The sequence below is a fragment of the Nocardia miyunensis NBRC 108239 genome, assembly GCF_001613065.1.
GTDB classification, from domain to species: Bacteria; Actinomycetota; Actinomycetes; order Mycobacteriales; family Mycobacteriaceae; genus Nocardia; species Nocardia miyunensis.
Genome location: NZ_BDBQ01000002.1, coordinates 110,035 through 127,973 on the forward strand (window position 1 = coordinate 110,035; position 17,939 = coordinate 127,973).

General features: G+C 68.4%; 19 protein-coding genes. 8 read left to right on the forward strand and 11 right to left on the reverse strand.

Annotation, left to right across the window (positions count from 1 at the left end):
* Positions 1–14: 14 nt before the first annotated feature.
* The 6 genes from rraA to NM2_RS02945 form a co-directional block, all read right to left on the reverse strand.
* Positions 15–500 carry a ribonuclease E activity regulator RraA gene (gene rraA / locus NM2_RS02920; protein WP_067663563.1) on the reverse strand — a complete coding sequence of 162 codons (486 nt, stop codon included), beginning with the start codon at positions 498–500 and terminating at the stop codon, positions 15–17.
* 241 nt (positions 501–741) lie between these two features.
* Positions 742–1,680 carry a CopD family protein gene (locus NM2_RS02925; RefSeq protein ID WP_084530420.1) on the reverse strand — a complete coding sequence of 313 codons (939 nt, stop codon included), beginning with the start codon at positions 1,678–1,680 and terminating at the stop codon, positions 742–744.
* Complete coding sequence (locus NM2_RS02930) at positions 1,677–2,285, reverse strand: copper resistance CopC family protein (protein ID WP_067663566.1); 609 nt, start codon at positions 2,283–2,285, stop codon at positions 1,677–1,679. Before NM2_RS02930 ends, NM2_RS02925 begins: the two co-directional genes overlap by 4 nt.
* Positions 2,282–2,941, reverse strand: a complete 660-nt coding sequence (locus tag NM2_RS02935; RefSeq protein ID WP_067663569.1) for a YcnI family copper-binding membrane protein — start codon at positions 2,939–2,941, stop codon at positions 2,282–2,284. Before NM2_RS02935 ends, NM2_RS02930 begins: the two co-directional genes overlap by 4 nt.
* Positions 2,942–2,979: 38 nt before the next feature.
* Positions 2,980–3,573 carry a hypothetical protein gene (locus NM2_RS02940; protein WP_067663573.1) on the reverse strand — a complete coding sequence of 198 codons (594 nt, stop codon included), beginning with the start codon at positions 3,571–3,573 and terminating at the stop codon, positions 2,980–2,982.
* Between the two features lie 26 nt (positions 3,574–3,599).
* Complete coding sequence (locus NM2_RS02945) at positions 3,600–4,241, reverse strand: DUF6474 family protein (RefSeq protein ID WP_067663576.1); 642 nt, start codon at positions 4,239–4,241, stop codon at positions 3,600–3,602.
* 559 nt (positions 4,242–4,800) lie between these two features.
* On the opposite strand from NM2_RS02945, the gene NM2_RS02950 reads away from it, so the two are divergent.
* The 3 genes from NM2_RS02950 (at position 4,801) to NM2_RS02960 (ending at position 8,924) form a co-directional block, all read left to right on the forward strand.
* Positions 4,801–6,495, forward strand: a complete 1,695-nt coding sequence (locus tag NM2_RS02950; RefSeq protein WP_439956829.1) for a TM0106 family RecB-like putative nuclease — start codon at positions 4,801–4,803, stop codon at positions 6,493–6,495.
* A complete protein-coding gene (gene htpG / locus NM2_RS02955; RefSeq protein WP_067663583.1) occupies positions 6,492–8,450 on the forward strand; it encodes a molecular chaperone HtpG in 1,959 nt (652 codons plus the stop codon). Before NM2_RS02950 ends, htpG begins: the two co-directional genes overlap by 4 nt.
* Positions 8,451–8,723: 273 nt before the next feature.
* Positions 8,724–8,924 (forward strand): cold-shock protein, encoded by a 201-nt coding sequence (locus NM2_RS02960; protein WP_067663586.1) that lies wholly within the window; start codon positions 8,724–8,726, stop codon positions 8,922–8,924.
* A gap of 86 nt (positions 8,925–9,010) precedes the next feature.
* Here NM2_RS02960 and NM2_RS02965 read toward each other — a convergent pair whose 3' ends face one another.
* Positions 9,011–9,778, reverse strand: coding sequence for an SDR family NAD(P)-dependent oxidoreductase (locus NM2_RS02965; protein WP_067663590.1), 768 nt, complete (start codon positions 9,776–9,778; stop codon positions 9,011–9,013).
* Between the two features lie 365 nt (positions 9,779–10,143).
* Between NM2_RS02965 and NM2_RS02970 the strand changes: the two genes are divergently transcribed.
* Positions 10,144–10,803, forward strand: coding sequence for a TetR/AcrR family transcriptional regulator (locus NM2_RS02970; RefSeq protein WP_067663593.1), 660 nt, complete (start codon positions 10,144–10,146; stop codon positions 10,801–10,803).
* A 21-nt stretch (positions 10,804–10,824) separates the two neighbouring features.
* Here NM2_RS02970 and NM2_RS02975 read toward each other — a convergent pair whose 3' ends face one another.
* From NM2_RS02975 to NM2_RS02990, 4 genes are all read right to left on the reverse strand, one after another.
* Positions 10,825–11,556 (reverse strand): TMEM165/GDT1 family protein, encoded by a 732-nt coding sequence (locus NM2_RS02975; RefSeq protein ID WP_067663596.1) that lies wholly within the window; start codon positions 11,554–11,556, stop codon positions 10,825–10,827.
* A gap of 313 nt (positions 11,557–11,869) precedes the next feature.
* Complete coding sequence (locus NM2_RS02980) at positions 11,870–12,397, reverse strand: peptidase (protein ID WP_067663599.1); 528 nt, start codon at positions 12,395–12,397, stop codon at positions 11,870–11,872.
* A 212-nt stretch (positions 12,398–12,609) separates the two neighbouring features.
* Complete coding sequence (locus tag NM2_RS02985) at positions 12,610–13,233, reverse strand: superoxide dismutase (protein ID WP_067663657.1); 624 nt, start codon at positions 13,231–13,233, stop codon at positions 12,610–12,612.
* Between the two features lie 148 nt (positions 13,234–13,381).
* Positions 13,382–14,023 carry a hypothetical protein gene (locus NM2_RS02990; protein ID WP_245717811.1) on the reverse strand — a complete coding sequence of 214 codons (642 nt, stop codon included), beginning with the start codon at positions 14,021–14,023 and terminating at the stop codon, positions 13,382–13,384.
* Positions 14,024–14,372: 349 nt separating this feature from the next.
* Between NM2_RS02990 and NM2_RS02995 the strand changes: the two genes are divergently transcribed.
* From NM2_RS02995 to NM2_RS03010, 4 genes are all read left to right on the forward strand, one after another.
* Complete coding sequence (locus NM2_RS02995; protein WP_174575592.1) at positions 14,373–14,729, forward strand: rhodanese-like domain-containing protein; 357 nt, start codon at positions 14,373–14,375, stop codon at positions 14,727–14,729.
* Positions 14,730–14,745: 16 nt separating this feature from the next.
* Complete coding sequence (locus NM2_RS03000; protein WP_084530422.1) at positions 14,746–15,873, forward strand: DUF4328 domain-containing protein; 1,128 nt, start codon at positions 14,746–14,748, stop codon at positions 15,871–15,873.
* On the forward strand, positions 15,870–16,664 hold the full coding sequence (locus tag NM2_RS03005) for a glycerophosphodiester phosphodiesterase (RefSeq protein WP_067663602.1): 795 nt from the start codon (positions 15,870–15,872) through the stop codon (positions 16,662–16,664). The genes NM2_RS03000 and NM2_RS03005 overlap by 4 nt, the downstream gene beginning before the upstream one ends.
* 329 nt (positions 16,665–16,993) lie before the next feature.
* The gene (locus NM2_RS03010) at positions 16,994–17,911 is read left to right on the forward strand and encodes a DUF5926 family protein (protein WP_067663605.1); all 918 of its coding nucleotides are present in this window, start codon (positions 16,994–16,996) and stop codon (positions 17,909–17,911) included.
* Positions 17,912–17,939 lie beyond the last annotated feature (28 nt).

The following is a 17,939-nucleotide window of genomic DNA, read 5'->3' on the forward strand; positions in this document are numbered from 1 at the left end:
ACCGCGGCGCGGGCTCATTCGGCGCGCACGACGATCCCGTCGGCATCGCTGTAGAGCATCTCGCCGGGGACGAAGGTGACGCCGCCGAATTCGACGGGAACATCGCGTTCGCCGGAACCGGTCTGGGTGCTCTTGCGCGGATTGGTGCCCAGTGCCTCGACACCGATGTCCAGGGTGCGCAGGATCGCCGAATCGCGGACCGCGCCGTTGACCACGACGCCGGCCCAGCCGTTGCTCACCCCGCGTCCGGCGATGACGTCCCCGACCAGTGCGGTGTGTACGCTCGCACCGCCGTCGACCACCAGCACCCGGCCCTCGCCCGGTTCGCCGAGGGTCTGTTTGACCAGGAGGTTGTCCTGGAAACAGCGGATCGTGACGATGCGGCCGGCGAATGCCTCGCGACCGCCGAACTGCGTGAATTGTGTGTCACAACTACGGATCTCGGGACCGATCTCATCGGCGAGGTCTGCGGTGGCGACGGTGTTGGCTGATTCGGTCACGGCTGCAAGCTTGCCATGGGGCCCATCAGTTATTCCCTGAGACCTTTCTGCGAGCTTCGTTCGGGATGGGTGGACGGCCGTGTGCCGGACCGACCGGATCCTGGCCGGGTCGTGTCCGGTGGCACGCACGGCCTGCGACGGACCCGGCCCGTACCCGGGCTCAGGTCGCACTGGGTGTGTTCGGCCGATGCTGGACCAGGTGCCGGGGGAGGCTGTTTCGGGAGGTGTCGAATCGGGGCGGTCAAGCAGTGACGGACAGTGTCGCGGCCAGACCGAACACCACTGCGATCACCACGACCTCGACGATCGCGCGTCGCAGGGAGGTGTCCGCGGACAGGCGATGGTCCGCGGCCGCGGGCACCCAGCTGCGCCGCCACCACCAGCCCAGGACCAGCAGTCCGCCCAGCAGGACCGCCTTGGCCAGCAGGATCCGCCCGTAGCCGGTGTCCACCAGCGGTGTCAGTCCGCCGATCTTGACCAGTCCGTCGATGACGCCGCTGACCGTGACCGCGGCCACCGCGGGCAGCGCCCAGGCCGAATATCTCGGCAGCACGAGCGCCCATTCCCCGCGTGAACGCAACACCAGGGCCAGGGCCAGCAGCAGTCCGAACCAGGCCGCCGCGGCCAGCACGTGCACAGCCGCGAAGACCGCGCCCAGCGGCTGCTGGGACATGTGTCCGGTGATCGGCCGCAGTTCCAGGGCCACCGCGGCGAACATCAGCACCAGATCGATCGCGGCCCGGTCCGGTTGCCGGTGGGCCAGGGCGCAGTACCCGGTCACCACGGCCGTCCCGATCAGGATCCCGACACCGATCTGTCCGCTGCTGACGTGGGCCAGATACGTGCCGAACTCCCCGATGCCCAACCGCCGCACCGGCACCCCGACGACCTGGGCCCCGGCGCAGGCCAGCACCGCGAATTCCAGGATGGTCCAGATTCCGCCGGCCACGGCCAGCTGCCGCCACGGCGGATCGATCCGGCGGTGCAGCCGGGGCAGCGCGGCCAGGCCGACCACGGTGGCCCCGGCGCAGTCCGCCAGGGCGCGGACCGGCGCCTCGGACTGCAGCGGGTCCGGTGCGGCCAGGGCCCAGGCCAGGACCGTGCCCAGGACCGCGGCCGGGACGACCAGCAACACCGCCGACCGCAGGGCGGGCGCGCCGCCGGTCGTCTTCCCGCTCACCGCTTACTCGGCTGTCTCCGACGGCGCCGTACGCGGGGCCCTCCGTGGTTACGCACGCTGCCTCCTCCGGGCCCGTCGCTCCCGGCGCGCTTTCCGCCCAGCAGTGCGAACGCCAGTCCGCCGCCGAACAGCACGACCGCACCCACGATGAACACCCAGACCGGAACCCCGCCGGACCCGCCGCCGGAACTGCTTCCGGCGTTCGCCTTCGGTCCGGGCGTGCCGTGACCGGCCGTGGTGAGGGTGAAGCTGCGTGTCCCGCTGACCGGATGGCCGTCCGCGGAGGTCACCCGGTAGGCCATCGTGTACTTGCCCGCCGGACCGAGTTCGCGCACCGCGATGCTGACGCGCGGACCGTCGACGACGGGCTGTCCCTCGGACCACAGATTGCCGTCCGGACCGACCACGGTCACCGACGGGAAACTGGGCTGCAGATTCTCGTTGAACGTGAACGTCACCCGGGCCGGGCCGGCGGACAGCTGTGCGCCGTCCGCCGGATCGACCGAGACGAGAATCGAATGCGCCGCGGCCGGACCGGCCCCCAGGACGGCCAGTCCGGCGGCCAGCAGCGCGATCGCGACCGCGCCGAACGTCCGGCGGATCATGAGCGCCGGCTCCGGACCAGCGCGCCCAGACCCAGGGCCGCGCCGAACGCGCCCAGGACCAGTCCGACGCCGCCGAGCCAGCGGGCCGTGTCATCGGACTCGGACTCCGACGCGGGCGCCGCCTCGGTCGCGTCGCTCATGGCGTGCTCGTGGCCGGATCCGGCGGCGGCCAGGCTCAGCGTCGGGACCGGATTGTCCGGTTCCTTGCCGTCCGGGCCGGTCGGCTGATTCCAGCTGACGACCTTGCCGTCGCTGTAGGTCTGCACGGCCGGGAATTCGGCGTGATCCTGTTTCGGCAGCGGCGCGACCAGCACGATGAACTGCTGGAACTGATCGGGTGCGATACCCGGGGTGCCGGGATCGGCGGTCCAGGTGACGGTCGTGTACTGATTCTTGTCGTTCTTGTCCAGCTTCGCGGTCCAGCCCGGCAGCGGCTGGGTGCGAGCCTCGTCCACCGCGGGCAGGGTGACCGCGAGGCTGGTGGTGGACGCGGTCTCCGATTCGTCGGGGACGCGGAAGGTCAGGACGGCGTCACCGCCCTGTGTCGCGCCCGGCGAGGTGACGTGGACGTGGGCGTCGGCGGTTCCGGTGGCCAGCAGGGCCAGTCCGGCCACCGCGCCAGTCGTGAGGAGGGCGCGCGAAATTCCGATGGGCATGAGTGTGTGCTTTCTGAGTGGAACGGGTGATGTCGGTTTCAGGCCGGCATCGGCGGCGCGCGCGAGCCGAGGGCTCCGGCACGCAGAAAGCGGTGCGCGTGGGAGGGGTCGGCGGGCCAGCGAGCCGCGCCTGCTCTCGGTAGCGGTCGCGCCGGACCGGTGATGGTCCGGACCGCCCGGGAGACAACGGTGTACAGCCGTTCGGCGATGACGATGAGCGTCGCGCAGACCAGCGTCGCGAGGGCATGCGCCGCGGCCATCGGACCGCTGGGCAGGCCCGCGGCGGCCAGGAATGTGCCTGCCGCGCCGCCGGATTCGCGGCCCATGGCCATCGCGTCCGGTCCGGCCGGGACGGACAGCGCCAGGTGGGCGGCCAGCTGTCCGGCGGCCAGGGCAGCCGGAAGGGCTGCGCGGGAAGGGGTTCCGGCCGGAGCCGGGAGCAGGGTCGCGATCGCGCCGATTCCGGCGGCGGCGAAAAGCAGCAGGGTCAGCGGTGCGGAGCCGGGCCAGCCGCCCCCGGCCAATCCGTGCGCGGCCACCGCGAGAGTGGCGACCGTCGCGCCGACCAGCACGCCGCGAAAAGGCCCGGCGGCCGTTCGGCCCCCGGACCCCGGAGCTGGCGTGCGGCGCATCGCCGGTCGATCGATCGGTCTGCGGGTCAGCGCACGCCCAGGCGCGCGAGCACGTCGGATTCGACGCCGGACAGTTCGTTGGAGATGGAGCTGTGCACCGCGCGACGGCGCGGGGCGGGCATCTGCTCGGCGGTGCGGACCGCGGCGGTCAGGCTGTTCAGCCGGTCCTGCGAGGCGGTGACGAACTGCTGGGTCTCGGCGTCCTTACCGGCCTTGTCGGCGATCTCGGACAGCGCCGACTCCGCACCGCTGATCCGCGCCTGCAGCCGCGCGCCGTGTCCGGAGTAGTCGCCGAGCTGGTCCAGGCCGATGCCAAGACGATGGGCGCGACGGGCATCGATCTGCCCGCGCAGGAAGGTCGCGGCCCGGTAGGCCAGCGGCGCCAGCACCGGAATCAGCACCCGCGCCACGCCCAGATACTTCTTGACCTGCCCGGCGCTGAACAGGTCCCGCTCGGCCTTCTCGGCGGTCTTGAGCGCGGCCTTCTCCTCGGCCTTGAGCGTGGAGATCTGCTGTTTGGTCACCGCGCGCTGGTTGCGTTCCTCGGCCCGATGACGTTTGCGCTCGTTGCGCGCGGAGAGCTTGGCCTCCAGCCCGGCCTTGTGCTTGAGGGCCTTCGCCTCCGCTCGGCGGTCCGCGCGCCGCTTGCGCTTGGTGAACAACCCCATTTGCAGCCTCCTGAATTTTTGGCTGTGTCCTCGGCCCCAGCCGCAAACCCGTTGTGGTCGCGCGGCGGGTTGCCGTTGGTTCGCGGTGGCCTACCGGCCAGTTCTGCGTGGTACGTACTCGGTGAAATTTATACCCGACTCGGGTCCCAGGAACACCACAGCATGCGAGTCGGCGTTCGCACGGCCGCTCGATGGACCGCAGGTCACCCAGTTCGCGCACCTCGCGAGGCCAGCACCGAGGTCATCCGGTTCGTTCACCTTCGATAACGCCGACTCCGAGGCCACGACCGGGTCGGTTCCGGCTGTCGGAGCGGGGAGGGCAGCCACCGAGCCGTGGAGGAGGCCGGGAACAACCCAGTTCCGCCCGCCCCGGACAACGTCAACACCAAAGGCCGCGGCCCGGGTCGATTCTGGACTGACCGGAGCGGAGGAGCGAAGCGGAGGCCGAAAATACAGCTTGTCGGGGGTGGGGACCATACTGCTAGGTGTGGATTCGGGCAAGGGTGACCGAGATGGTCGCGAGGACAACGGCAATCAGGCGCGGCGGCGATCGGCCTCGGTGCGCGATGCCGGGCCCGATTCGGGTGCGGGCGAACGGGAGCGGGTGGCCTTTCTGGACGCGCGGTCGCTGATCGGGTGCCGTCATCGGCTGCGTCTGACCGCTACGTATCCGGAGGTGCTGGCGGGAGTCGCCGAGGACACGGGTGTGCAGCAGCGGCGGGACGCTGCCGTCGCGCATCGGGAGCACGTGCGCGACACGCTGGTCGCGGCCCAGCCCGAGTGGTGGGTCGTGATCGATCCGGCGCAGCCGGCGGCGATCCGCGCCGAGGCGACGATGGAGGCGTGTTCGCAAGGGGCACAACGTATCTGGGGCGCGGTGCTGCCCCAGGAGTTCGATACCGGGCGGCGCGGGGGTTCGGAGATCCTGCTGCGGGACGAGATGCGCGGCGGTTATATCCCGGTGATCGTGGTCAATCACAAGGTGACCGACGCCCGCCAGCCCGATCCGGCCGACCATCACCCGGTGACTTCCGATCTCTACCAATGGAATCCGCAGCCGGACCGCCACGTGCGCTCCCGCCCGCAGCCGCGCGATCAGCAGCGCCTCACCCACCTGTATCGCATGCTCCAGCGGCACGGCCTGGCCAGCCCTGCCCTGGTCGGCGGGGCGATCGGCCTGGCCTTCGACCGCATTCTGATCCACGATCTGACCGGGCTGCTGGACGATTACGACCGCCGCTACGCCGACCGGATCGCGGTGATCCGCGGCGAGTTGCCGACGGTGCCGTCCAAGGTGCCCGAATGCCGTCAGTGCCCGTGGTGGTCCCGTTCGGGCACACCGGACGAGCCCAGCTGCGAGCGCTGGCTGACCGAACATCACGATGTCAGCCTGGTCGCGCCGGGTTCCCGCGCCGAACTGCTGCGCCGTCACGACGTGGAGACCGTCGAGGATCTGGCCGGGTGGACGGGCGAGGAGCCGGACGACTGGCAGTACGAGCCGTTCGCCGAGGCCGTGGTCACCGCCCGCGCCTGGATCTCCGGCGCGCCGCTGGTCCGGCGGGTCGAGCGGTTGCAGGTGCGGCGCGCGGACGTCGAGGTCGACGTGGACCTGGAGAGTTATCAGGAATTCGGCGCATACCTGTGGGGCACGCTGCTGGACGGGGTCTACCGCCCGTTCGCCACCTGGGATCCGGTCCCGACGACGGACGAGGCGCGCTCGTTCGCCGAATTCTGGACCTGGCTGATGGGCCGGCGCGCCGAGGCCGCCGTGGCCGGGAAAACCTTTGCCGCCTACTGCTATTCGCGTAACGCCGAGGACAAGTGGATGTACGAGTCCGCGCGCCGGTTCGCGGGTATGCCGGGCGTGCCGACCGAGGATCAGGTGCGTGAATTCGTGGACAGCCCGGAGTGGGTGGACATGTTCCAGGCTGTTTCCGAACAGTTCATCTGCCCGAACGGCAAGGGCCTGAAGAAGGTCGCACCGGTCGCCGGATTCGCCTGGCGCGATGCCGAGGCCAGCGGTGAGGCGTCGATGAGCTGGTATCGCCTCGCGGTCGGCTACGACGGCGGTGAGGTCGATCTCACCCAGCGCACCCGATTGCTGGAGTACAACGAGGACGATGTGCGCGCGACGCTGGCGCTGCGCGACTGGATGGTTCCCTCGACGCCAGGCGGCCGCAGCGCCGAGGCCGAGGTGCCGAGCATGGCGGACTTTCGCGGCCCCGAGCACTCCCGTCGTACTATCGGCACGTGACTGAGCACGTCGAGAAACTCGAGTTTCAGGCCGAGACCCATCAGCTTCTGGAATTGATGATCCACTCGGTCTACTCGAACAAGGACACGTTCCTGCGGGAACTGATCTCCAACGCCTCCGATGCCCTGGACAAGCTGCGCCTGCTGTCCTATCAGGACAAGGATCTCGAGGTCGATACCTCCGATCTGCACATCGAGCTGGAGGTCGACAAGGACAACCGGATCCTGACCGTCCGCGACAACGGCATCGGCATGTCGCGCGCCGAGGTGGTGGATCTGATCGGCACGCTGGCCAAGTCCGGCACCGCCCAGCTGCGCAAACAGCTGCTCGAGGCCAAGCCCGATCAGGCCGCCGAGGAGCTGATCGGTCAGTTCGGCATCGGCTTCTATTCGACGTTCATGGTGGCCGACAAGGTCACCCTGACCACCCGCAAGGCCGGCGAATCCGAGGCGACCCGCTGGGAGTCCGAGGCTGGTTCGTCGGGTTACACCATCGAGACCCTGGAGTCCGCGCCGCAGGGTTCGTCGGTGTCGCTGCATCTGAAGCCCGCCGACGAGGACGATCACCTCTTCGATTACACGCAGGAGTGGAAGCTCCGCGAGATCGTCAAGAAGTACTCCGACTTCATCGCCTGGCCGATCCGCATGCAGGTCGAGCGGACCGTCACCGAGGGTGAGGGCGAGGAAAAAGAAGAGAAGACGATCCTCGAGGACCAGACGCTCAATTCGCAGAAGGCGCTGTGGACGCGCCCGCGCGGCGAGGTCTCCGACGAGGAGTACAAGGAGTTCTACAAGCACGTCTCGCACGCCTGGGACGATCCGCTGGAGATCATCCCGTTCAAGGCCGAGGGCACCTTCGAATATCAAGCGCTGCTGTTCATTCCGTCGCACGCGCCGTTCGATCTGTTCATGCGCGAACATCAGCGCGGTGTGCAGCTGTACGTGCGGCGGGTGTTCATCATGGACAACTGCGAAGAGTTGATGCCGGAGTACCTGCGCTTCGTCAAGGGCGTGGTCGACGCACAGGACCTGTCACTCAACGTCTCCCGCGAAATCCTGCAGCAGGACCGGCAGATCCAGGCGATCCGCAAACGTCTTGTGCGCAAGGTGCTTTCGACGGTCAAGGACTTGCAGCAGGCCGAGGACAAAACCTCGTACGAGACGTTCTGGACCGAGTTCGGGCGAGTTCTCAAGGAGGGCTTGCTGTCCGACTTCGACAACCGCGAAACCCTCTTGCAGGTCTCGTCTTTCGCGTCCACGCATTCGGATGACAAGCCGACCACCCTCGCGGACTACGTCTCGCGCATGGCCGAGGGCCAGGACAAGATCTACTACATGACCGGCGAATCGCGTCGGCAGATCGAATCCTCGCCGCATATGGAGGCATTCAAGGCCAAGGGCCTCGAGGTGCTGGTGCTCACCGATCCGGTGGACGAGATGTGGGTCGGCCAGGTCACCGAATTCGACGGCAAGGCGTTCCAGTCCATCGCCAAGGGCGAGGTCGACCTGGAGTCCGAGGAGGAGAAGAAGGCCTCCGAGCAGCTGCGCGAACAGCAGGACAAGGATTTCGGCGAGGTGTGCACCTGGTTGCAGCAGGCCCTGGGCGAGAGCGTCAAGCAGGTCCGGCTCAGCTCGCGTCTGACCACCTCGCCCGCGTGCCTGGTCGGGGACGTCTTCGATTTCACCCCGCAGCTCGAGCGCATGTATCGCGCGTCGGGGCAGGCGCTGCCGGAATCCAAGCGGATCCTGGAGCTGAACCCGACCCATCCGCTGGTCACCGGGCTGCGCGAGGCATATCTGAAGGACAAGGAGTCCGCCGACGCCGGTGACTCCGCCGAACTCACCGAGACCGCCGAATTGCTGTACGGCACAGCGGTTCTCGCCGAGGGAGGGGAGTTGAAGGACCCGGCGCACTTCGCCGGAATCCTCACCGATCGGCTGACCCGCACGCTGTAGATCCGCTGCTGTGCACGGGTTCCGTCGCGCCGGCGGACCCGTGCACCCGGATAGTGATCCAGGTCACTGTCTCGGGTCCCGGGAACTCGGCTCGCGACCAGGCTGTTATACATATTGGTCGCAGTTTTTGTGTGCTCGTGTTTCAACATGCTCGCGCGGAACATTGTGCGGGCGTCGCTTCTCCTTGCCGGGCAAGTAGTAGTCGCCGTCTCGATGCGACCACTCGGTCACCGCGGTCCGCGGCGATCGGACAACACCTCGTCAGGAGAAACAATGGTTCAGGGAACCGTCAAGTGGTTCAACTCGGAGAAGGGCTACGGCTTCATCTCCCACGACGGCGGCGCCGACGTGTTCGTGCACTACTCGGAGATCGAGGGCAACGGTTACCGTGCGCTCGAGGAGGGGCAGAACGTCACCTTCGAGATCACCCAGGGCAAGAAGGGCCCGCAGGCTTCCGGCGTCCGCGCCCAGTAGTCGTCACGCGCGGAACCTACCGCGCGCGTGACGACCTCAGGCCCGCACCGATTACGGTGCGGGCCTGAGCTTTTCGATTCGGCAGCTCAGCGCGGCGCCATGCGCAGCGCGCCGTCCATGCGGAAGGTCTCGCCGTTGAGGTAGTCGTGCTCGGTGATGTACTGCGCCAGCTGCGCGTACTCGTCCGGGCGGCCGAGGCGCGAGGGGAACGGCACACCGGCCTCGAGGCCCTTGCGGTACTCCTCGGTGACACCGGCCAGCATCGGGGTGTCGATGATGCCGGGAGCGATCGTGTTCACCCGGATGCCGAACTGCGCCAGGTCGCGCGCGGCCGGAACGGTCATTCCGGCGACGCCGCCCTTGGACGCGGAGTAGGCGATCTGGCCGATCTGCCCCTCGAACGCCGCCACCGACGCGGTGTTGATCACCACGCCGCGCTGACCGTACTCGTCGAGCGGCTCGGTCTTGGAGATCGCGTCGGCGGCCACGCGCATCACGTTGAACGTGCCCAGCAGGTTCACCGTGATGACCGTGCGGAAGAGTTCCAGATCGTGTGGGCCGTTCTTGGACAGAATCCGGCCCGCCCAGCCGACCCCGGCGCAGTTGACCACCACGCGCAGCGGGACGCCGGACTCGACCACCGTCGCGACCGACGCGGTGACCTCGTCGCCACTGGTCACATCCGTCGGAAGCAGGATGACACCGGCGGGAACGCTGTCTCCGGCCCGTTCGATCGACTGCTGCAGGTCGAATCCGAATACGGTCGCGCCCTGGTCGGCGAACCGCTTGGCGGTCGCGGCGCCCAGGCCGGACGCAGCGCCGGTGATGATTGCGGCAGAGCCCGAAATCTCCACGGTGTTTGGTCCTCTCGTTGATGACGGCCCATGGCTGGCCTTCCGTCAAGACAGTAACCGCCTTACCCACAGCCGTGTCTTCGGCCTCCGCTCCGCCGGTCCGGAATTGCCCCGGCGCGCAAGGCCACAACCTCGAACTCGGCCAGTTCGCTCACCTCCGCGATCACCGGCTTCGAGGTCGCGTCCCGGGGCGGTCCCATGGACAACCCAGGCCCGCCCGCCCCGGACAACGCCAGCTCCGAGGTCGCGGCCCTGGTCGATTCTGGACTGACGGAGCGGGGGAGCGAAGCGGAGGCAGTAGGACACAGAATCGGCCCTTCGGGGGCCGAGGCCCGCCGGAGCGAAGCGTAGGCCAAAATTGCAGTATGTCGGATTCGGCTGTGCCCAGCCGTCAGTTGCCCCGGGGCCGTCACGGCCTGCCACGGGAGACGGTGGTCGCCTCGCAGCGTGACCGGATCCTGAGCGCGATGGCGCAGGCGATGACCGAAAACGGTTATGTCGGAACGTCTGTCGCGGCGATCATCAAACTTGCCGGAGTGTCGCGGGAGACGTTCTACGAGCAATTCCGTTCCAAGGAGGACTGTTTCGAGGCCGCCTACGAGCGCGCCGCGCAACTCCTGCTCGAACGGATCGTCGAGGCGACCGCGACGTTGCAGAATGCACCGGCCGCCCGTGAGCAGCGGATCGAGGCGATGCTCGGCGCTTATCTGGGCGGCCTGGCCGCCGAACCGGCCGACGCCCGGCTGTTCCTCATCGAGGTATACGCGGTCGGACCCGAGGCCATCGCCCGACGCGGCGAACTACAGGAATCCTTCGCCGCCATGGTCGCCGACATCCTCGAAGCCCGCACCGCCGAACAATATTTCGCCTGCCAGACCTTGGTCGCGGCGGTCAGCGCGATGGTCACCGCGCGGGTCGCCGCGGACGATCTGGACGGATTGCGCGCGTTGCGGGAGCCGCTGCTCGAGCTGTTACGCCGCAGCGGCGATCTGTTCGGATCTGCCGAGCAGATCCCTTCCCGCTGATCCGCGGGGGCGACCGGAACTTCAGTGGCTGTCGACCGGCTCGTCTTCCAGTTCCGCGCGCGGCGCCGACGCGACCGAACGGCGGCGCAGCGCCCACAGCGCCGCACCCGCCACCGCGGGGGCCAGCAGGGATATCGCGTATTCGGTCACCCGGCCCAGGCCGGGGGCGAAGGCCGAGAGCAGGGTGGCCGCGCCGATGTACAGGAACAGCAGGCCCGAGCCGATGGCGATGGCGCGTTCGGGGACGTGCTTGCCGAGCAGGATGCCCAGGGCGATGGCCCCGGCGCCGGCGGCGACCATGCCCGCGACCGAGCCGAGCCACACCGCGACCCAGTTGTGGCTCGAGGCCAGGGCGATGATCGCGAACATGGTGCGGTCACCCAGTTCGGCCAGCAGGAATGCGGACAGGACCATGAAGAACACCCGCCACCGGGAGCGCGCGCCGGGATCCTTCTCGGCGACCTCGGTGTCCTCGTCGGTGTCGGTGCGGACCGTCTCACCCAGGGTCCACAGGCCGACCGCGAGCAGCACGACCGCGGTGATCGCGGCGATCACACTGGTCGGCAGTGCCGCACCCAGGAAATGTCCGACGCCGACGGCGATCAGGTTGACCGCGATGCTCGCGGTGGTGATCCCGGCGAGCACGACCCACCACCGATAGCGCAGCGCGAAGGTCAAGGCCATCAGCTGCGATTTGTCGCCGAGTTCGGCGAGGAACAGCACGCCGAAACTCAGCAATATCGTGGCGATCATCGTCTACGCTCCCAGGTCTGCGGCCTGTCGGCCGCAGACGGGGCGTCTCCGGCCGACAACGCACCCGAAATTTTCGGTCGGTTGGTTATCGGCCGAAGGTCTCGCCCACCGGGCGGGCGGATCCTGGTCCGCCGCGACGCCGGTTCACGTGGCCGGACCCGAGAGGATCAGTATGTCGACCACGCGATTGGGGGCTACTCCCCTTCGCTGTTACCAAGCCTAGCCTACGTTGCGTGCGATGCCAACCGCGTGTAATCGAAATCGCAATGCGCGCAATAAGTTTGGCGATCCTTCCGGGAGATTTCGGGTACCCTCAAGCTGCGATCAACATGGCCAGAACCGCGGTATCGGGATCGCTGATCGGATCCACTCCCACCCGGCTGACCATCGAGGTCACCGTGCCGTCCGATTCGGCCTCCACCCAGGCCGCGCGATGCTGCAAGCCCAGATGCGGCACTCCGGGCAGCAGCACGCAGCCCGAGGCCGCCCCACTGCATTCGGGCAGGGACGGGCGTGTTTCCGAGGGCGGATGCAGCATCATCAGCGCGGGCGGCACATGCCGGGCGAACCGTCCGGGCTCGAGCGCCTGCTCGCCCAGTACCGGGCCCTCGGCCAGAACCAGGCCGACCGTGCCGGGTTCGGGGTCGTCGGGTAGATCCTCGCGAGCGCCGAAAACCGTGGTCGTGGTGAGAATGCCCGGCAGCGTCGCCACCCGTACGGCCAGGGCCAGCAGTTGCGCCCACTCCTTCGTGGTGTCCGGCCAGCGGCCTCCGATGAGAAATCCCCGCAGTGATCCGTGCGCCTGGAATGGCGTGACTCGAACCGGATCGTTCGTGTGCATCGTGGCCTCCCGAATCGGTACCGGGATGGCTGCCGAGATAGCGAGCCGTCCTGAAGTTGTGAGTACCCGAGAATGGCCCGAACAATGTCTGGCACACAAGTACCAGAGAGTGCTAAAGCGCAGGTAACAGGCCTGAAACATGAAACGGGCCCGCGAACCGTACGGTTCGCGGGCCCGTCAGCCGAGTGCGCCGGAGTTCCGGCGCGGGCGGATCAGCCGAAGACCAGACCCTTGCCCTGGGCGGTCGCCCGAGCGAAACGCTCCTGCACGTCGGCCCAGTTGACCACGTTCCAGAACGCCTTCACGTAGTCGGCCTTGACGTTCTTGTACTGCAGGTAGAACGCGTGCTCCCACATGTCGACCTGCAGCAGCGGGATGATGCCCAGCGGCACGTTGGCCTGCTGGTCGTACAGCTGGAAGGTCAGCAGCTTCTGGCCCAGCTGGTCGTAGCCCAGCACGGCCCAGCCCGAGCCCTGCAGACCGTTGGCCGCGGCGGTGAACTGCGCGCGGAACTTGTCGAACGAGCCGAACTGGTCGTCGATGGCCGCGGCCAGATCGCCGACCGGCTTGTCGCCGCCGTTCGGGGACAGGTTCTTCCACCAGATGGTGTGGTTGACGTGCCCACCCAGGTGGAAGGCCAGGTTCTTCTCGTTCAGGAAGATCGCGCCGTGGTCGCCGGACTCACGAGCCGCTTCCAGCTTCTCGAGTGCGGTGTTGGCGCCGGCGACATAAGCGGCGTGGTGCTTGGAATGGTGGAGTTCGTTGATCTGCCCGGAGATGTGCGGCTCCAGGGCGCCGTAGTCGTAATCCAGATCTGGCAGCGTGTACTCAGCCACGATGTCCCTTCCGTCGTATGTCGTCTGCACCCGGACTTGCCGAGCGCATCAACCATCATTCGTACACCCGCTCCTGTGCAACCGGCGGTCGTGCCCCCGGAATTCCTGATGAACGGAAGATTCCCGATGATCGGAATCTTCTGCGGCCCTACATCGGTGGCGCGACGTCCGGCAACATGGTGCGCGGATCGCAGGCGTCGTGTGCCTTCCACCAGCGCGCACCGCCGTCGATGAACTCCGCGAGCACGATCTCGGCTCCCTCGGGGCTGGTGATCGAGACGTCCTCGAACCAGATCCGCACATCCAGTTCGCGCGGATCGATGCCCTCCTGCTGGGAGAACTCCAGCAGATGGGTGCCCGGCTCGGCGCTGACGATGGTGTCGAAGCTCAGCAGCTCGCGCCACAGCGCCCAGCCGCTGTCGTCGGCGTCGATGAAATCCCAGCCGTGCAGGGCGCCGCCGCCGAACCCGTCGATGGCCTCGCCGAGGGTTTCCAGGGTGAGCGGGAAGACCTGCGGTTCGGCATCGTCCCAGCGCTGCATGCGCAGCGAGGCGGCCACTCGGCTGACGCCGGTCAGGGTCAGGTGCACCCGGCGATCCGTGGGCGGCGGCCCATCGGTGGGTAGGGTCAGCGCTTCGAGTTCGATCCGAACTCGTGCGGCCCCGACGTCGGGCACGAGGCCCAGACAGGTGCCTTCGGCAAGCGCTGTGTTGAGTCCGGCCGTATCCAATCCGTCGAGTAACCCGCGGGTCGCGTCCATGGCGTCCAGGCTACCGATCACCGTGGACATGTCGGGGATTTCGCTTCGCGCTAGGTGTCGCCCGGGATTTTTCGAAACCGAGGGAACCGAACGCCCGCGCGCTCCGTCCAAGTAGTTGTCGGGATCCCCCGCCGCAGTTCCGCCAGCCGGTGCTGCAGCCCGCGGCGGACCCCGTAGAAGGCGGTGGGCGACCGCTCCGGCATGAGGAGGGGAGTTTCGGATCGGTCGCCCACATGCGCTTCTTACTGGTCAGGGGGTTCCGAATCGTTCGATCGCCGCAACACTCTCGACCTGTGGATGAGGCTGTGGATATGTGGATAACTCGGCGCAAGTTATCCACACTCTCCGTCGGCGGGGCTGCCGTGGCAGGATCGAACACGTGACGAGCCCCGAAATTCCATCGGTGCCGGTGGATGCCGTACCTGCCGAATTCGATGATGCCGGGACCACACCGGCCATGCTGCTCGACGTCCGGGAGGACGACGAGTGGCAGCTCGGGCACGCGCCGGGCGCCGTGCACATCCCCATGGCCGACATTCCCGCGCGTGCCGAGGAACTGGACTATGACCGGGAGATCTACGTCGTCTGCCGCCAGGGCGGGCGATCGCTGCAGGTCGTGCGGTATCTGACGCATATCGGATTCGATGCGGTCAACGTCTCCGGCGGCATGGTGGCCTGGCAGAAGGCAGGTCGCCCGCTGGCCGCCGAGGGCGATCATGAGGCGAAGATCTACTGATGAGAGGGGGACAGGCATGGCGGTGAGTACGGTCGTGCAGCCCTGTGCCCGCTGCGGTGCGCGATGGGCGGTGCAGGGCAGACCCATGCACTGGTGCCCGCGCTGCCACGGCGTGTTGCTGTCCCCGGCTCCGGTCGACGCCCCGCCGCAGCGCCGCAACTACCGCTGGGTCGCCCGGCCTCCCGGACATCGTCGGCCGCGTGACACCCGCTCGTCGTCGGTGGCTGCCGCACCCGTTCCGACACCCCGCTACACCGAGATTCCGCGCTGGGGCCTGCGCGATCGGCCCGCACAGCCGATCCCGGCTCCCCGTTCGCGGCTGGATCGGCTGACCGATCGTCTCGTTCGGCTGCTGACGACCACGGCCGTGCTGTTCATCGCGTCGGCGGCCGCCGAATTCGGGCGGTATCTGCTGCTCATGTGGAACCGGACGCGGTTGATCGAACCGGTCGTGGTCTACCTGTCCGACTGGTCGGTGCGGGTTTTCGCCGTGCTGGCCCTGGTGTTCGCGCTGTTGAGCGCGGTCGCGCTGGTCGGCTGGCTGATCGAGGCCCGGCGCCGGGTCTACACCGCCGACGGGCAGCGCGATCCGCGCGGGATGTGGGCGCTGCTGCTGGGTTGTGTCGTTCCGGTGGCGAATCTGCTCTGGCCGGGGGTGTTCCTGACCGAGCTGGCACGTCGTCACGACGATCCGCGCATGCTGCAGGTCGTGCGGATCTGGTGGGCGGTCTGGGTGGTCAACGGTGTGATGGCCGTTGTGGCGCTGAGCTTTCGGACAACCGACACGTTGCAGGCCCAGGCCAACGGCGTGATCTTCACCGTCTACACCGATCTGGTGGCGACGGCGGTCGCGGTGCTGTCGCTCTGGGTGGTGCGGTCGTGCGAGGGGCTGGACCTGCGCGGTCGTCGGCGGCTGCCCAAGCGCTGGGTGGCCACCGGCGGTCCGGTCGTCCCGGTCATCGAACCGGTGCATCCGGCGAGCGCGGAAGCCGCCGGATCCGGTGGTGCGGATTCCGCCGCGGCCGCGAGCGATTCGTCCGGTGCGGCAGTTGAGCGCGCAGTCGATCCGGAGGTCGTGCAGGATGTGCGTGCGGAGGCCGTATCGGGTGCGGAATCCGAGCAGGAGGAGGTCATGGCGAAGTGAACCAGGACAGTCGTGCGCCGTTCGTCGTCGCGCACCGGGGCGCCTCGGCGGCACGTCCGGAACACACTCTCGCCGCATACGAACTCGCCCTGCAGGAGGGCGCCGACGGTGTCGAATGCGATGTGCGGCTGACGCGCGACGGACATCTGGTCTGTGTGCACGACCGGACGGTGGATCGCACCTCCTCGGGTTCCGGTCTGGTCAGCGAGATGAACCTGGAGGAGTTGCGCGCCCTGGACTTCGGCGCCGACGGCGAATCGTCCCCGGTACTGACCCTGAGCGAACTGATCTCGCTGGTGCTGGATTGGCGCAGCCGGCCGACGAAGCTGTTCATCGAGACCAAACATCCGGTGCGCTACGGCGCGCTGGTGGAGAACAAGGTACTGGCCGAACTGCAGCGATTCGGCATCGCGACGCCCGCCTCGGCAGCGCATTCGCGCGCGGTGGTGATGTCCTTCGCCGCGACGGCGGTCTGGCGGATCCGCCGCGCCGCGCCGCTGCTGCCGACGGTGCTGCTCGGCGAATCCTCCCGCTATCTCGGCGGTAGCGCGGCGACCACGGTCGGGGCGACCGCGGTCGGCCCCTCGGTGAAGACCCTGCGCGAACATCCGGATCTGGTGGACAAGGCCGCCGCCGCAGGGCGGGCCACGTACTGCTGGACGGTCGACGATCCGGACGATGTGAAGCTGTGCGCCGAACTCGGCGTCAACTGGGTCGCCACCAACCATCCGGGCCGCACGAAGGCGCTGCTGGATGCGCTTCCGCCGCTTCCCGATTCGTCACAGAGCTAGCGTCGCGTGACCGCGGACCCGTGACCGGCCGCGAGGGGGATTCGCTGACGTGCACGGGTGATCGAGCTGCGTCGAGGTTGCCGGTCACGGAGTCGCTGGATGTCTCGTCGTGAATACGCGACTGTGCGAGGCGGGTGGCGGATACGACTGTTGTGCCGCTGTTGGTCGAGCCGCCGCAGCGGCGCTGTTCACCGGGGTATTGCGGGTGTGTGACTGTGCGGGCCGGCTTGCGCGGGCGTGGGCGCGGACCGATTGACAGTCAACCTTCCCGGCGTTCGACGGCACGGTGAATCGCGATATGGCGGTGCGGGGTTGTAGGTTCTGCATCCGTGGGTAAGAGCAAGCGCAACAGTCCCAAGCCCGACAGCAACCGGGCCCAGCGTCTCGCCGAGCGGCGAGCCGAGCAAGCCAGCCGCGGCGTGACGCGTCCGTTCGCGGGGCTGGCCGCGGAATGCGATCTGGTGGCGCTACGGGAGTTCGTGCCGTCGGCGACCGCGACGTTGCGCACCGCGCCCGGCTTCGCCGCGAAACGTCCGGTGACCCTGGCCACGGTGCTGCCCGGCGCGGTGGCCGCACTGGTGCGCGCCGCCGCCGAACCGGTCGGATTCGTCGCCGCGCAGGTGCAGTTCCAGTCCGAGAATCCGGCCGCCGATCTGGCCGCCGCCATCGCCTGGACGCAGGCCGCCGAGCCGGGCGAATCGCTGAACAGCGCCGCCGACGCCGAGGTGGCGACCGAGGCGCTGACCGAGGTGCTCGACCCGAGCGCGGGCCTGGATCTGACCGTGCACCAGGACTTCAACTGGTGGGTGCCCGAGGGGGTGCAGCCGGACCCGCAGGTGGCGAGCACCATCGAACAGGCCAATCAGGCGATTATGCCGTCCGACCGCCTGAGGTTGGACGCCGACGCGATCGGCGCGGCCTGGTGGGTCGACGCGGGGGAGAAGGCGCATCTGCGCTGGGTCCGCCCGGAGGACGAGGACGCACTGATGCTGGCGCTGGCGCGCCTGCACGCCTCCGGCGGCCTGCACCTCGGCGAGGGCTCCCGCTTCGCCGGTTCGTTCCGCACCCACGGCCTGCTCGTCCCCGTCTTCGACCTGGACCGCGAACAGCACGCCACCGAATGGGTAAAGCCCGCAACGGAATTCGGCGCCCGCCTGAGCGAGGCCCTCGCCTCGGACGCCCCCCTGACCCCGGACGAGCGACGTTCACGCGACGGATTGCGCTCGCGTCAGGTCACCCTGCGCTGAGTGAGGCGGGCCCGGCTGAATAGTCGGG